Consider the following 13,254-nt stretch of genomic DNA (forward strand, 5'->3'; position numbering starts at 1 on the left):
CGATACATCGGCCCGGTCAACCCTGGAGCCGGTGCCGCTGCAAAACCATCCGCCCTTTGGTCAGTCTCTCTTCTTCTTTTTACGTAAACGTCAAATTTTGTCACGCTGATTTTGCAATCGCGTTCGCATGCATTAGATTCGATCAGGCACAAACCATCGACCCGAATGTCCCATGCTCGCCAGACCCGACGCCTATCGCTGCAGCGAATGCGGCCTGCCCTACCGGTCGGAGGGATTCTGGTATTATCAGGGCAAGATCGAGAACGGCGCCGCCTACTGGTCGGATCGCGGCATATTGTGCTCGCCGCAATGCTCGCTGGCCCACCACCGCAAACGCGCGACCGATGGCACGTTGCGGCAAGAACCAGCGCCTGACCCGTTCGAGGTTCAGCCATTCACGCAACGCTGAACGCGGCACTTGATATGTACGGTCAAAACCCGTACATATCGTCCTAGAGGTGATCGTGATGCCAAACCAACAGACCCGTACCGCCCGTCTCGAAGCTCGGATCTCACCGGATATGCTGAGTGTGGTGAAACGTGCCGCCGAAATCCAGGGCCGCAGCGTCAGCGACTTCGTGGTCTCCGCAGCGCAGGAAGCTGCACAACGCACCATTGAGGAGACTGCTATCATCCGCCTGTCCATCGAGGATCAGCACGCTCTGGTAGAAGCCATTCTCAATCCACCCGAACCCAATGAAGCGCTGCGCAAAGCTGCCGACGCCTACAAGCGACTTGTCGTCGAATCCCGGTGAGTCTAGACCTGATCATCGCGCCGCTGGGCGGATCGTATGATCGTAAGGCATTCAGTTGTGGCGTGCTGGCACTCGACCACTATCTACGCGAGCAGGCGAGCCAGGACGTCAAACGCCGAATCAGCAACTGCTTTGTCGCCGCAGACCGTGATGTCGATCTCATTGCCGGATATTACACTCTTGCAGCGTCAAGCGTGCCCATAGCTTCGCTGCCACAAGACCTGACAAAACGCCTACCGCGTTATCCAGTCCTGCCCGTCATATTGATCGGAAGGTTGGCAGTCGATACCCGATATCAGGGACAACGAGTTGGATCGATATTGATCGTGGATGCGCTCCGGCGCTGCGCTCAAGCTGCTCCTGCCTGCTTCGCGCTGATCGTCGACGCCAAGGACGACAAGGCTGCGGTTTTCTATCGCAAACATGGTTTCACGCCATTTCAAGGCCACCCATTGTCGATGTTCCTATCGGTAGCGACGGCGTTGAAGCTGTTCGACTGACGCACCGCATTGCCTTGAAAGCATTTCCTTAACCATAGCGGTTCAGGATTTGCCTTTGATCAACGGGGATCCCCTGTTTGAAAAGGACGGCGCGCCTCCTTCGCCGCGCAGCGCTTCTCGCTTTCGCGGCGACGATGGCGCTGTCGATGGCGGCAAAGGCCTCGGATTTTTCCGAGCCCTGGAAGAACGCTGATCGCGCCCTGGTCGTCGACGCCTACGAATACAATTCCATCGACTGGGCCCAGCTCGCCACCGACAAGCGGGTCGTCGGCTTCATCAACAAGGCGTCCGACGGCATGCCGCCGCCCTATTTCTGTTTGGGCGACGACACCGAGGTGAAACTGTGCAAGGCACTGTGGAAACGCCACGCGGTGACGCGCGAGTTGTTCCAGACGCGCAGGGTCGTGGCCAAGGCGCTTGGCCTGAAATGGGGCGCCTATCATCTCGCCCGCCCCGGCAATCCGGTCGAGCAGGCCAATAATTTCCTCGATTTCGCCGAACCCGCGCCGGACGATCTCATGGCTCTCGACATCGAGGGCAATGATCCTTCGCAATGGATGTCGCTCGACGATGCCGAGGAATTCGTGCGCCAGGTGCATCGGCGCATCGGCCGCTTCCCGGTCATCTACACCAACGGCAAGACGGCCCGGTATATTGCCGACAACAGCTACAGATACAGGCTCCTGTCGCGGTTGCCGCTCTGGTATGCCCGCTACGTCAACGACATCGACGTGCATTTTCCGATGGGCAACTGGCAGGGCTACGCGCTGTGGCAGTTTTCGGCGCAAGCCAATTGCGGCAGGTTCCGCTGCCCTTACAGGGTCGCCGGCACGCCCAAGGACATCGACGTCAATGTCGCGCCGACGGACGCGGCCACACTGCGTGCTCAATGGCCGTTCGGTGGGGTCATCGACGTGCCGCCCGACTATCTCGCCTCGATACCGCTGCCGATCTCACGCGAAGCCGGCCTCGCAGGCAACGTCACCATCACCTATGCGTCGGTAGCAGCACCACCGACCTTCGAGGAGATGGTGGCAGCGCTGGGCACGCGCTGGACGAAATTTCGCGACGGTTTCCGCATGCCTGTCGTGAAGACGGTGCCGCGACGGCCGGGCTTCGGCATTGTCCAGTATGTCGCCTGGAAGCGGACCGAACAGCGTTCCCCCGCCCAACTCGACGCCGCCTTTGCCGTCGCCGATCCGCTCAGCACCGCTTCGACCGAGATATATCGCCGCCAGCGGTAGACTGCCGTCTCTCCAATAGAGATCTTCAGTTTGCCTGTTCGCGCGCCACGGCCTGCCAGCCGATGTCGCGGCGGCAGAAGCCATCTGGCCAGTCGATGCGGTCTAGCGCGGCATAGGCTCGTCTCTGCGCCTCGCCGACCGTACTTCCTGTCGCCGTGACATTGAGGACGCGGCCGCCATTGGCAACCAGCGCGCCGCTGTTGATGGCGGTACCGGCGTGAAATATCTGAACGCCGTCGCTCGCCGCGTCTTCGACGCCGCGGATGACCGACCCCTTTTCCGGCGTGCCCGGATAGCCCCTGGCCGCCATCACCACGGTGAGCGCGGCCTCGTCGCGCCAACGCACCGAAGTATGCGCAAGCTGGCCGTCGGTTGCCGCATTGAGCAGGACCAGCAGATCGTCCTTCAGCCGCATCATCAGCACCTGGCATTCCGGATCGCCGAAACGAGTGTTGTATTCGATCAGCCTCGGCCCCGTGTCCGTGATCATCAGCCCGGCGAACAGCACGCCGGCGAAGGGCGCACCAAGTTCAGCCATGCCGCGCATGGTCGGCTCGACGATCTCGCGCATGGTGCGCTCGACCAGTTCCGGCGTCATCACCGGCGCAGGCGAATAGGCGCCCATGCCGCCGGTGTTGGGGCCGGTGTCGCCATCGCCGACGCGCTTGTGATCCTGCGCGGTGCCGAAGGGCAGCGCGGTCTTACCGTCGCAGAGGCAGAAGAAGCTCGCCTCCTCGCCGGTCATGAACTCCTCGACCACCACCTCCGCGCCAGCGGCACCGAAGGAACCGTCGAAACAGCCATCGAGTGCGGCCCGCGCCTCATCCAGCGTCATGGCGACGGTGACGCCCTTACCGGCGGCTAATCCATCAGCCTTGATGACGATCGGCGCACCCATCTTTTCGACATAGGCCTTCGCGGAGGCGAGATCGCCGAAGCGGCCATAGGCAGCGGTCGGGATGTTGTATCGGGCACAGAGGTCCTTGGTGAAACCTTTCGAGCCTTCCAGCCGTGCGGCGGCCTTGGATGGCCCGAAGACACGAATGCCTTGCGCGCTCAGATCATCGGCAATGCCGGCGACCAGCGGCCCTTCCGGGCCAACCACGACGAGGTCGATTTCTTTCTCCCGGCAGAACGCGGCTACAGCGGCATGGTCGGCTATATCCAGTTTCACCAGTTCGGCCTCGCCGCCAATGCCCGGATTGCCGGGGGCTGCGTAAAGCCTGGTCAGCAACGGCGATGCGGCGATCTTCCAGGCGAGCGCATGTTCGCGGCCGCCGGAGCCGAGAAGAAGAACGTTCATGGCCACCTCTTGATGCCGATCTCTTACAGCACCCGCTATTGCTCTCTGGACGACGGGTCAAGGCATCAGGATGCTTTGATCGGAATTGCGCACGGGAACGTTATCCCCAGCCGAATATGGGCGCCGAACACGGCGCCCATATTCTGGCTCGAACTCAACCCTGGTAGACGATCGGAAACCAGTCCTCACGCAATCTCTGTCCCGGCTGCATGCCATGGCCATGATAGGGCGGCGAGGTGCGCCCCGGCCGTTCGACGTAGCGCGCATCGTCACCGACCCAGCGCAGCGACAGCGCCCGACGCCGCGCCGCGGTCAGATTGCCGCGCGCGCCATGCGCGGTCCTGAAGTCGAACAGGATGGCGTCGCCAGGCTCCATTTCCCATTCGAGAACCTTCAGGGACGGATCCTTGTCGGGATCGGGCACCGGCAGATAGTCGCCCTCGCCGGCATAGAAATTGCTGTCGTCGAGCCAGCGCACCGGCAGGATCATCTTGTCCCATTTGTGCGAACCGGCGATCAGCCGCAGCGTCGCCTCCTTCACCGGATCGATGGGTATCCAGAAGCTTACCGTCTGGCGGCCATCGACAAAGTAGTACGGAATGTCCTGATGCCAGGGCGTCGGCTTCTGCGTGCCGGGCTCCTTGACCAGCACGTGGTCGTGGAAGAACTGCGCGGTGCGTGACCGCATGACCGCCGCCGCCAGTTCGGCGGCCGGTGATTTCCGCACAACCTCGGCGAATTCGGGAATGCGCCCCCAGTTGCAGTAGTCGTCGAAGAAACTGCCGCGGCCGTTGGCGATGTCGGATGCTGCGGCGCTGCGGTTCCGCATGTTGCGCTCGATGCCGGCGGCAATCGTGTCGACCCAGCCCTTGAAGGCGCCACGGATGCAGACGGCGCCGTCACGCTGATAGTCGGCAATCGTCTTAGCGTCGATTGTCTGGGTGTCGATTGCGGAAGCCATGATGTTCTCCTCTTGGAAATGAACCGACTATCGCAACCAGCCTTCATTGAGTAAAATAATAATTTTCCATTCAGCACATAGAGTGTGCCTATGAACGTGACCCTTACGCAGTTGCGCTACCTTGTCGCCGTGGCGCGTCACGGCAGTGTCACCGGCGCGGCAAAGGTGCTGAACGTCTCGCAGCCGTCGATTTCGGTGGCCATCGACGCGGTCGAAAAGAATTTCGGCCAGAAGCTGTTCGTCCGCCAACGTGGAAGCGGCGTGTCACCGACATCGTTTGGCCGCGCCGTCGTGGCCAAGGCAAGACAGGTTCTCACCGAAACGGACGAACTCATCGGCCTGGGTTCAAGCAAATCAGCTGTCAGCGGTGAGCTCGTGCTGGGATGCTTCGAGGACTTGGCACCTTTCTTCGCGCCGGCCCTGATCCGCGCCTTCTCCGAACGCTATCCAGCCGTCAAGGTGATCGTTCGCGACGAGACGTTCGAGACGCTTGGGCGGCGACTCGGCGATGCGGCCATAGATCTCGGCCTCACCTATGATCTCGGCCTGCCGACGCATTTCGCCCGAATCCTGCTGCGCGAACTTCGCCCGCACGCGCTGTTGCCGCTAGGCCATGCCCTGGCGGATCGCCCATCGGTCAGCCTTGCGGATCTGGCCGCCTATCCGCTGATCACGACGGACCAGCCGCACAGCTGGCAGCACATGCTCGACCTGTTCCGCAGCCGCGGCCTGGCGCCAGTGGCCGATACGACGACAAGCTCGTTCGAACTGCAGCGCAGCATGGTCGCAAACGGTTTCGGCGTCGCGGTCAGCTATACCCGCCCGCACGGCGACCGCAGCTATGACGGGCTGCCGCTGATCTGCAAGCCGCTGTCCGATCCGCTACCGATGCAGCGGATCCTGCTCACCTATGACACGCATCAGCGTGTGTCGAATGCGGCGCTGTCCTTCATCGAAATAGCCAAGGGTTGGTTCGCCACCCGCGACATCTTTGCTTCGTGAAAGGGCGACGGACGCCACTCCTACGCTTGCCGCTTGACGGTTTCCGCCGCTGCTGCCACTCCATGGACATGGAAACTATCCAGTCGAAAACGGCGCAGGGCCGTGTCGCCGATGCGCCGAACGGCCACTGGGTCTATCGCGTGCTGCCGCGCTCGATATGGCCCTATGCGCAGCTTGCCCGGTGGGACAGGCCGATCGGCTGGCAGCTGCTGCTGTGGCCGTGCTGGTGGTCGGCGGCACTCGCGGCGAGCGCCTATCCGCGCCCCGGCGACCCGCTGCTGTCGCTGCTGCCGGCGCCCTGGTATCTCGTGCTGTTCCTGGCCGGCGCCATCGCCATGCGCGGCGCCGGCTGCACCTACAACGACCTCGTCGATCAGGACATCGACAACCAGGTCGAGCGCACGCGCTCGCGGCCGCTGCCGTCGGGCAAGGCGACGCGCCGGCGGGCATGGCTGTTTGTTGCCCTGCAGGCGCTGGTCGGCCTCGCGGTGCTCGTCCAGTTCAACAGCTTCGCCATCCTGCTCGGGATCTGCTCAGTGGCTGTCATCGCCATCTATCCGTTCATGAAGCGGATAACCAACTGGCCGCAACTGGTGCTTGGCCTTGCCTTTTCCTGGGGCGCGCTGATGGGATGGGCGGTCGAGTTCGGCGATCTCGATGGACCCGCGATCATGCTCTATATCGGCTCGATCCTATGGGTGATCGGCTACGACACGATCTACGCGCATCAGGACAAGGAAGATGACGCCATTGTCGGCGTGCGCTCGACGGCACGCCTGTTCGGCGACAACACCAAATCGTGGCTGGCAGGGCTCTATGGCGGCGCGCTGATCTGCTTTGCCATCGCCTTCGCCTCGGCGCAGGCGCCGGTGGTGGCGCTGGCCGGACTGATCGCCGCCGGCGCCCATCTGGCCCGGCAGATCGCGGTTCTGGATATCGACAATCCGGACCAATGCCTGCGGCTGTTCAGGTCGAACAACCAGGTCGGCTGGCTGATCTTCCTCGGCCTGATCGGCGGCGCTGTGTGGGTGGCGGTGAAGCCGCTGGTTTAGCGCTAAGTCCCTCGCCCAGGCCCTTCGCAGGCTCAGGGCGTTCGAAGCTCGAAAAGCCAAGCAATTGGCTTTTTCGTCCGCTGTCGCGGACCGCTTCTCACTCCCGCGAAATGATTTCCTGGCCGTCGATGACCAGCCTGAGACCGAGGGCGCCAGCCCTGCGGCGGGCGAGGAAGCGCGGGCGGCGCGTGTGGGAAACGCGGCCCTTGCGGCGATCCTGCGGCGGCAGCGTCTTGATGGCGGCGCCAAGCGATTCTTCCAGGGTACGGGCAACGCCGTCCGACTCGATCAGCAGCATCGGCAGACGGTAAGCGTCGGCCCAGGCGCGCCAGTCGGCGGCGACATCGTCGAGATCGTCGGCAACCAGCAGCGGCACCGACAGCATCGGATCGTTGTGCAAGAGTTCCAGGGTCACGGTGACATTGCCGTCCGGATCCTCCATGGCGCGGGCGGCAACGCCGCGGAACGCATTGGCGGGCAGCACGACAATCGCGGGCAGGCCGCTCATCTCGAGCATGCGGCGGATCACGGCGCCACGCTGGTCGATGGTGAAAGTCACGTCGCCGTAGTCGTCGCGGGTCGCGTAGCTCACCACTTGCGGCAGGCGAAATGGGTCGAGACGCATGTTGCGTCCCGCCCAGACTGGCTTCAGTCCGGTGTTCATAGATTGCCTTCCTGTCTGTCTCCTGAGAGCCGGTGTCCGGTTCTCTCCGGGCCGGTTTTTCCAGCCTCGTTTGTACGGAGACAGTAGCGCGGGCTCCTTACCGCCCCGCTTAAGAAAGTCGGTTAAATTTTGCTGATCTCAGGGATGGTTATCGGAATGCCACCAGCCACAAGGCGTTGAAAGGATCAGATAACCTTACCGGGATTCATGATGCCGGCCGGGTCGAAGGCGGCCTTCACCCGGCGCATCAGATCGATCGCTATCGGTGGCGCGGTGGCGATCAGCTCGTCGCGCTTCAACTGGCCGATGCCGTGCTCGGCCGAGATCGAACCGTGCAGGCTGCGCACGACGTCGTGCACCGCCTTGTTCATGGGATGATAGAGGGCAAGAAATGCCTCGTCGTCGCCGTCGACAGGCCGTGAGATGTTATAGTGGAGATTGCCGTCACCCATATGGCCGAAGCAGACCACGCGGGCGCCGGCGCTCACCGACGCCACCGCGGCGGCTGCTTCTTCGATGAAGCGCGGGATCGACGCGATAGGCACCGAAATGTCGTGCTTGATCGAGGCACCCTCCGGTTTCTGCGCCTCGGGCAGTACCTCGCGGAAATTCCAGAAGGCATCCCCCTGCCCGAGACTCGCAGCGATGACGGCGTCGCCGACGAATTCCTGTTCAAGACCGGCCGAGAGCACGTCCTCGATCAAGGCTCTCGAATCTTCCGATGAACGGCCGGACGAGATCTGCATCAGCACATACCATGGCCAATCCTCGATCAGCGGCCGCGTCACGCCTTGGGTATGCGCGAGCGTGAAATCATATGGCCGCTTGCCGATCAGTTCGAAGGCGGTCAGTGCTGCCCCGGCGCGGTCGAATGCCAGGCTGAACAGGGAGAGCGCGGCTTCGGGCGACGACAGGCCGACGAAGGCGACGTCCCGACCCTTCGGCTTCGGAAACAGCTTGAGCACGGCGGCGGTGATGACGCCGAGCGTGCCTTCGGCGCCAACGAACAGGTTCTTCAGATCGTAGCCGGTGTTGTCCTTCTTCAGCTTGCGCAGATCGTCGAACACCTCGCCGGTAGGCAGCACCACCTCGACACCGAGGCAGAGTTCGCGCGCATTGCCGTAGGCAAGCACGCCGGTGCCGCCGGCGTTGGACGACAGGTTGCCGCCGATCTGGCAGGAGCCTTGCGCGGCCAGCGACAGCGGAAACAGCCGGTCGGCGGCATCGGCCGCCTCCTGCAGCGTCTGCAGGATGACGCCGGCCTCGACCGTCACTGTGTTCGACAGGACATCGATCTCGCGGATGCGGTTCAGCCGCGAAAGCGACAGGATGATCTCGCGGCCGGACCTGTCCGGCACCTGGGCGCCGACCAGCCCGGTGTTGCCGCTTTGCGGCACGACCGGCGTGCCTGTCTCGGTCGCCAGCCGCATGATCCGGCTGACCTCGTCGACGCTGCCCGGCCGCAACACCAGCGATGTCACGCCGTGCCAGAGCCCGCGCCGCTCAATGAGGTAAGGCGCGATATCCTGCTCGCCACGCAGCGCATATTTGTCGCCGACGATCGCCGCGAAGCGATCGATGAGTGCGGGATCCAGTTTGGCTGAATTTTCGGTCATGCGGAAAACTATGTCGTGGGCAGCGTGTTGTCACGAGGGGCGGCGGCACGCAAAAGCCGGTCGTTGATCGCCTCGCCCAGGCCGTCGAAGGGAACCGACTCGACGGCGATGGTCCGCGCGCCGCTGCGGTCAAGCTCCTGCATAAAGGCGAACAGGTTGCTCGCCGCTTCGCGCAGGTCTCCGGTTTCGGATAAGTTGAGGAAAGCGGCGGCGTGTCGCCAGCCTGCCGCCCGTTGGCCGCCGAAGCCGAGCAGGGCTTCGCCTTCGCTGACCGTCCCGGCATTGAGCCGCATCGCAGCACACGGCGCATAGTGCGAGGCAAGCATGCCGGGCGCCTCGACGCCAGCGGCGCCGCCGCGCAACAATTCCATGCCGATGGCCGCCTCGATCTCCCCGGCGGCAATGCCACCGGGCCTCAGCAGCCGCATTCTGTCCCCCTCGGCCTTGACGATGGTCGATTCCAGCCCAACCGGCGTCGCGCCGCCATCGACCACCAGCTTTATCCGCGCGCCGAGATCGGCCGCCACCGCTTGCGCGGTCGTCGCGCTGATCCTGCCGGATGAATTGGCGCTGGGCGCGGCAAGCGGGCGACCGAGCCTGGCGATCAGGTCGCCGCCAAAGCCCCTCGGCATGCGCAAGGCGATCGTATCGAGCCCGGCCGTGACCAGCGGATGGATGCCGTTGCCGGGCCGTTGCGGCAGCACCAGCGTCAGCGGCCCGGGCCAGAATGCCAGCGCCAGCTTCTTCGACAGCGGATCAAACCGCGCGAGGCGCTCTGCCATCGCCATGTCGGCGACATGGGCGATAAGCGGGTTGAAGCGCGGCCGTCCCTTGGCTTCGAAGATGCGCGCCACGCCGATGCCGTTGGTGGCATCGCCGGCAAGCCCGTAGACGGTTTCCGTTGGGATGGCGACGACATCGCCACCCCTGAGCAGCGCCAGCGCCTGCTCCATCGCCTCGCCGACGGCAAGAATTTCAGCCACTCTCGTCACCTCGCAGATGCGGGTGCGTAATACGATGGCAGCCGTTGGGCAAGTCGGCTGTTGGGCAAGGCGCTGTTTGGCAAATCGGGCATTGGCGATTTATCAATTCCTAAAATGCGATGCTTCCACGAAAGCCGGCATCAATTCCGGCCCGCTATTGTGCAGCTTCTGGGCAAAGGGGAGCGGTCATCGTGTCTGTGCGTATCCTGCTGGGTATAATTCTTGCGGCGCTAACTGGCGGGGCCCAGGCCTCGTCTCTCGTTTTTCCGGGCGCGTCGTCCTCGACACCGTCGATCATCAGGCTGGGCGCACCTATGGCCAGCGGTGCGAAGTCGGTGGTGGCGGTCGGTGATGCCCAGCCCGACGTCACCTTTGAGAAGGTGGCGGCGATCCCGGACAGGCCCGAGGCCAGGCATGGTTTCCAGCCGGGCCCGATGGTCATTCGTGGCGGCGTTACCGGTCCCGCCTTCTCGGCACCGGCGCCAACCGCCGCACCCGCGACAGATGTCGCGCCGGCGGCAGGCACCGCGCCGGCGCCAGGCATGGCGCCGGCAACAGCCACCGCCTCCGCGGCCCCCCCGGGGAACGCCGAGAACCAGTCCACCCCGCCGAGCGCCCCAGCGCAGGCAGCAGGTCAGCGGCTGCCTCCCAACGGCTATACCAAGTAGCCTTGGCTCGAAGATTAGCCTGGCATTGATGGCGTGACTTGACGGCGGTCCGGCGCCCAGCGCACCATTGCCGGGCAAATCCCATCCCGGTTTATCGCCGCTGGATACCATCGCCTAGATTTCGTCAGGCGGCTCTGGCAGACGGGATTTCATCGTTAGGGGTAAAGGGGGTTGATCATGAGAAAATCTGGAATCGTCACCGCGGCCGGGCTTCTGCTGGCGTCGTTGCTTGGTGGCGCGGCTCATGCCGACGACATGCTGGGATCTTATGTCGCGCGCATTTCCGATCGGGACCATCAGGCGAGTGACGGCTATGCACTGGACAACGCCGCGCAAATGGTGCGGCAGGACCGCGCCAACTGGCACAAATTCCACCGCCGCGACAGCGACGATGAGGGCGATCGCTGGTTCAGGACCAATGCCCAGCGCGCCGATCTGCAACGCATGCTGGAGCGTGGCGGCGCGATGAGTTCATCGACCAAGCGTGCCATCGTCAATGGCGAACCGCTGATCCAGGTCGACGTCTACGAAAACAGCGTGCGCGTCAGCGTTCTCGAGAACTGACCGGGCCGTCACCCGGGACGACTGACAAGTCGGCATCGGGGAAGACTGACGAAAAAGGCGGCGCGTCAGCGCCGCCCTGCCATCGATAGGATCGACAGCTGAAAAAATCAGGCTGCTTCTTCCTTGTCGTCGTTCTCTTCGGACTCGCCGTCTTCAGCTTCTTCTTCGGACTTTTCGTCCTCGCCTTCAGCCTTCACGCTGTCCTCGGCGTCGTCTTCATCTTCGCCTTCTTCATCGTCGCCGTCTTCGTCGTCATCCGACAGGTCAGCGGCTTCGACCGCGGCGGCCGCGGCATGATCGAGGATGGTTTCGGAAGCAGATTCAAGCGCCTCGGCGGGAGCCGGGGTTTCTTCTGTCACTTCGATGTCGTGATCGGAATTCATGGAAGCCTCCGTGGGTTGGGGAACATGTCCCTTTTGCCACGGAGAGATCATCGTCATATGACTGTAAGCCGGCTCGAACGGCCGGTGGCAAAGAATATTTTCTTCGCCTTAACCGGCAATCTTCGAGAAATCCGCGACCTGACCGGTGGCCGCGCGGATGCGGGCGAGCAGGGCCAGTCGGTTGCCGCGCACCGCCTGGTCCTCATCATTCACGAGAACATGTTCAAAGAATGAATCAACCGGTTCGCGCAACACGCTAAGCGCCAGCAAGGCGGCGGAAAAGTCATCGTTTTGAATCGCTTCGCCGGCTTGCTTCTCAGCCTGATTCACCGCTGCAAACAGAGATTTCTCGGCATCCTCGCGCAACAGCGCCGGCTCAACGGTTTCGGCGACCGCCGTTTTCTTCTTCTCCTCGGCGGCCAGGATGTTGGCCGCACGCTTGGTGCCGGCTAACAGGTTCTTGCCATCCTCGGTGTCGAGGAAGGAGCCGAGCGCCTCGACCCGACGGACGATCTGCAGGAGGTCGTCGTTCGGCGAATGGCCAATCTCTCCCCTTGTGGGGGAGATGGCCGGCAGGCCAGAGGGGGGCGCTTCGCGCTGAGAGGTCGGCGGGACAGCGCCCCCCTCTGTCGGCTTCGCCGACATCTCCCCCACAAGGGGGGAGATTGGGCGCGAACCTGCCGCCAGCACCGCGTCGATCAAGTCGTGCCGGGCGCCCTGATCGCGGAGGTAGACTTTCAGGCGGTCGTGGAAGAAGGATAGGAGGTCCCGATCCGCGCCGCGACTAGCCTTCTCAAGTTCGAACGCACCAGTATTGAACAGTAGGTGGCACAGCGATTGCGAAAATGTGGAAAAGGGGAAAGGCACCAACATCCCCGCCACTTGCACGGTGATTCCCGTCTCTGAGTTCATGACGCGCGGCCAAATTTTGCCCTTGTGCTCAAGCCATTCACGAAATTCACTAGGTGATAAATTGAGTAGCGCTATTTCGCGCGCCAGGGCTATCTCATGTTCGGCATAGTTTTGTGCCGCACTATCGATCAGATCGAACAGGCGAAGACTTAACCCATTCTCCACTATCAGCCTAACCACACCCAGCACCGCTCTACGCAGCGCATAGGGATCCTTAGATCCAGTCGGTTTTTCGTCGATGGCCCAGAAGCCAACCAGTGTATCCAGCTTGTCGGCAAGGGCGACAGCCACCGACACCGGATCGCTCGGCACATAATCGGACGGGCCTTGCGGCTTGTAATGTTCCTCGATGGCTGCGGCCACGGATGGATGTTCGCCCTGGAGCAGGGCGTATTTGCGGCCCATCGCGCCTTGCAATTCGGGAAACTCGCCGACGACTTCAGTGGTGAGATCGGCTTTGGCGAGAACCGCGGCGCGACTTGCAAGCTCGGCAATCTCCCCCCTCGAGGGGGAGATGTCGCCGACGCCGACAGAGGGGGTCGGCACGACTGGACGCGACGCCCCATCGCGGCCAGAGCATGCCGGCGCTTCATGCGCGGCGACCCCCTCTGGCCTGCCGGCCATCTCCCCCACGAGGGGGGAGATCG

Annotated in this window: 15 protein-coding genes; 8 read left to right on the plus strand and 7 right to left on the minus strand. The window is 63.1% G+C overall.

Annotated features, from left to right (window positions below; all coding sequences use genetic code 11):
• The first annotated feature begins 172 nt into the window (after positions 1 to 172).
• The 4 genes from NKH02_RS07525 to NKH02_RS07540 all read left to right on the plus strand — a co-directional run bounded on the left by NKH02_RS07525 (position 173) and on the right by NKH02_RS07540 (position 2,499).
• On the plus strand, positions 173 to 409 hold the full coding sequence (locus NKH02_RS07525) for a hypothetical protein (RefSeq protein WP_352877607.1): 237 nt from the start codon (positions 173 to 175) through the stop codon (positions 407 to 409).
• A 58-nt stretch (positions 410 to 467) separates the two neighbouring features.
• On the plus strand, positions 468 to 755 hold the full coding sequence (locus NKH02_RS07530; protein WP_352626533.1) for a type II toxin-antitoxin system TacA family antitoxin: 288 nt from the start codon (positions 468 to 470) through the stop codon (positions 753 to 755).
• Complete coding sequence (locus NKH02_RS07535; RefSeq protein ID WP_352877609.1) at positions 752 to 1,255, plus strand: GNAT family N-acetyltransferase; 504 nt, start codon at positions 752 to 754, stop codon at positions 1,253 to 1,255. Before NKH02_RS07530 ends, NKH02_RS07535 begins: the two co-directional genes overlap by 4 nt.
• A 134-nt stretch (positions 1,256 to 1,389) precedes the next feature.
• Complete coding sequence (locus NKH02_RS07540; protein ID WP_352877631.1) at positions 1,390 to 2,499, plus strand: glycoside hydrolase family 25 protein; 1,110 nt, start codon at positions 1,390 to 1,392, stop codon at positions 2,497 to 2,499.
• A 25-nt stretch (positions 2,500 to 2,524) separates the two neighbouring features.
• On the opposite strand, the gene purD is transcribed toward NKH02_RS07540, so the two are convergent.
• Together purD and NKH02_RS07550 are read right to left on the minus strand one after the other, a co-directional pair.
• Positions 2,525 to 3,802 carry a phosphoribosylamine--glycine ligase gene (gene purD / locus NKH02_RS07545; RefSeq protein WP_352877610.1) on the minus strand — a complete coding sequence of 426 codons (1,278 nt, stop codon included), beginning with the start codon at positions 3,800 to 3,802 and terminating at the stop codon, positions 2,525 to 2,527.
• A 154-nt stretch (positions 3,803 to 3,956) separates the two neighbouring features.
• On the minus strand, positions 3,957 to 4,763 hold the full coding sequence (locus NKH02_RS07550) for a phytanoyl-CoA dioxygenase family protein (RefSeq protein ID WP_352877613.1): 807 nt from the start codon (positions 4,761 to 4,763) through the stop codon (positions 3,957 to 3,959).
• A 90-nt stretch (positions 4,764 to 4,853) separates the two neighbouring features.
• Here NKH02_RS07550 and NKH02_RS07555 point away from each other — a divergent pair, with 90 nt between their 5' ends.
• Positions 4,854 to 5,765: a LysR family transcriptional regulator gene (locus NKH02_RS07555; protein WP_352877614.1), complete on the plus strand. Its 912-nt coding sequence runs from the start codon at positions 4,854 to 4,856 to the stop codon at positions 5,763 to 5,765.
• A gap of 68 nt (positions 5,766 to 5,833) precedes the next feature.
• Positions 5,834 to 6,817, plus strand: coding sequence for a 4-hydroxybenzoate octaprenyltransferase (ubiA, locus tag NKH02_RS07560; RefSeq protein WP_352877633.1), 984 nt, complete (start codon positions 5,834 to 5,836; stop codon positions 6,815 to 6,817).
• Between the two features lie 97 nt (positions 6,818 to 6,914).
• Here ubiA and NKH02_RS07565 read toward each other — a convergent pair whose 3' ends face one another.
• The 3 genes from NKH02_RS07565 to NKH02_RS07575 all read right to left on the minus strand — a co-directional run bounded on the left by NKH02_RS07565 (position 6,915) and on the right by NKH02_RS07575 (position 10,080).
• Positions 6,915 to 7,481, minus strand: coding sequence for a DUF6101 family protein (locus NKH02_RS07565; protein WP_352870358.1), 567 nt, complete (start codon positions 7,479 to 7,481; stop codon positions 6,915 to 6,917).
• Positions 7,482 to 7,666: 185 nt separating this feature from the next.
• The gene (locus tag NKH02_RS07570) at positions 7,667 to 9,097 is read right to left on the minus strand and encodes an FAD-binding oxidoreductase (RefSeq protein WP_352877616.1); all 1,431 of its coding nucleotides are present in this window, start codon (positions 9,095 to 9,097) and stop codon (positions 7,667 to 7,669) included.
• 8 nt (positions 9,098 to 9,105) lie between these two features.
• Entirely contained in the window at positions 9,106 to 10,080 is a 975-nt protein-coding gene (locus NKH02_RS07575) for an L-threonylcarbamoyladenylate synthase (RefSeq protein WP_352877618.1), read from the minus strand.
• 191 nt (positions 10,081 to 10,271) lie between these two features.
• On the opposite strand from NKH02_RS07575, the gene NKH02_RS07580 reads away from it, so the two are divergent.
• Both NKH02_RS07580 and NKH02_RS07585 read left to right on the plus strand, forming a co-directional pair.
• Positions 10,272 to 10,748 carry a hypothetical protein gene (locus NKH02_RS07580; RefSeq protein WP_352877619.1) on the plus strand — a complete coding sequence of 159 codons (477 nt, stop codon included), beginning with the start codon at positions 10,272 to 10,274 and terminating at the stop codon, positions 10,746 to 10,748.
• Positions 10,749 to 10,925: 177 nt separating this feature from the next.
• Positions 10,926 to 11,312: a hypothetical protein gene (locus tag NKH02_RS07585; protein ID WP_352877621.1), complete on the plus strand. Its 387-nt coding sequence runs from the start codon at positions 10,926 to 10,928 to the stop codon at positions 11,310 to 11,312.
• A 107-nt stretch (positions 11,313 to 11,419) separates the two neighbouring features.
• On the opposite strand, the gene NKH02_RS07590 is transcribed toward NKH02_RS07585, so the two are convergent.
• Positions 11,420 to 11,695: an ATPase gene (locus NKH02_RS07590; RefSeq protein WP_352877623.1), complete on the minus strand. Its 276-nt coding sequence runs from the start codon at positions 11,693 to 11,695 to the stop codon at positions 11,420 to 11,422.
• A 108-nt stretch (positions 11,696 to 11,803) separates the two neighbouring features.
• On the minus strand, positions 11,804 to 13,254 hold a 1,451-nt coding region (locus tag NKH02_RS07595; protein WP_352877624.1), incomplete at its 5' end, for a glycine--tRNA ligase subunit beta.

The organism is Mesorhizobium sp. M1396 (genome assembly GCF_040317725.1).
GTDB lineage: Bacteria > Pseudomonadota > Alphaproteobacteria > Rhizobiales > Rhizobiaceae > Mesorhizobium.

Bases quoted from the DNA above. Each gene is read 5' to 3' on its own strand.
- NKH02_RS07565 (WP_352870358.1), bottom strand. From the start codon at position 7,481: ATGAACACCGGACTGAAGCCAGTCTGGGCGGGACGCAACATGCGTCTC.
- NKH02_RS07540 (WP_352877631.1), top strand. From the start codon at position 1,390: ATGGCGCTGTCGATGGCGGCAAAGGCCTCGGATTTTTCCGAGCCCTGG.
- NKH02_RS07525 (WP_352877607.1), top strand. From the start codon at position 173: ATGCTCGCCAGACCCGACGCCTATCGCTGCAGCGAATGCGGCCTGCCC.
- NKH02_RS07570 (WP_352877616.1), bottom strand. From the start codon at position 9,097: ATGACCGAAAATTCAGCCAAACTGGATCCCGCACTCATCGATCGCTTC.
- NKH02_RS07590 (WP_352877623.1), bottom strand. From the start codon at position 11,695: ATGAATTCCGATCACGACATCGAAGTGACAGAAGAAACCCCGGCTCCC.
- NKH02_RS07550 (WP_352877613.1), bottom strand. From the start codon at position 4,763: ATGGCTTCCGCAATCGACACCCAGACAATCGACGCTAAGACGATTGCC.
- NKH02_RS07585 (WP_352877621.1), top strand. From the start codon at position 10,926: ATGAGAAAATCTGGAATCGTCACCGCGGCCGGGCTTCTGCTGGCGTCG.
- NKH02_RS07530 (WP_352626533.1), top strand. From the start codon at position 468: ATGCCAAACCAACAGACCCGTACCGCCCGTCTCGAAGCTCGGATCTCA.
- purD (WP_352877610.1), bottom strand. From the start codon at position 3,802: ATGAACGTTCTTCTTCTCGGCTCCGGCGGCCGCGAACATGCGCTCGCC.
- ubiA (WP_352877633.1), top strand. From the start codon at position 5,834: ATGGAAACTATCCAGTCGAAAACGGCGCAGGGCCGTGTCGCCGATGCG.
- NKH02_RS07555 (WP_352877614.1), top strand. From the start codon at position 4,854: ATGAACGTGACCCTTACGCAGTTGCGCTACCTTGTCGCCGTGGCGCGT.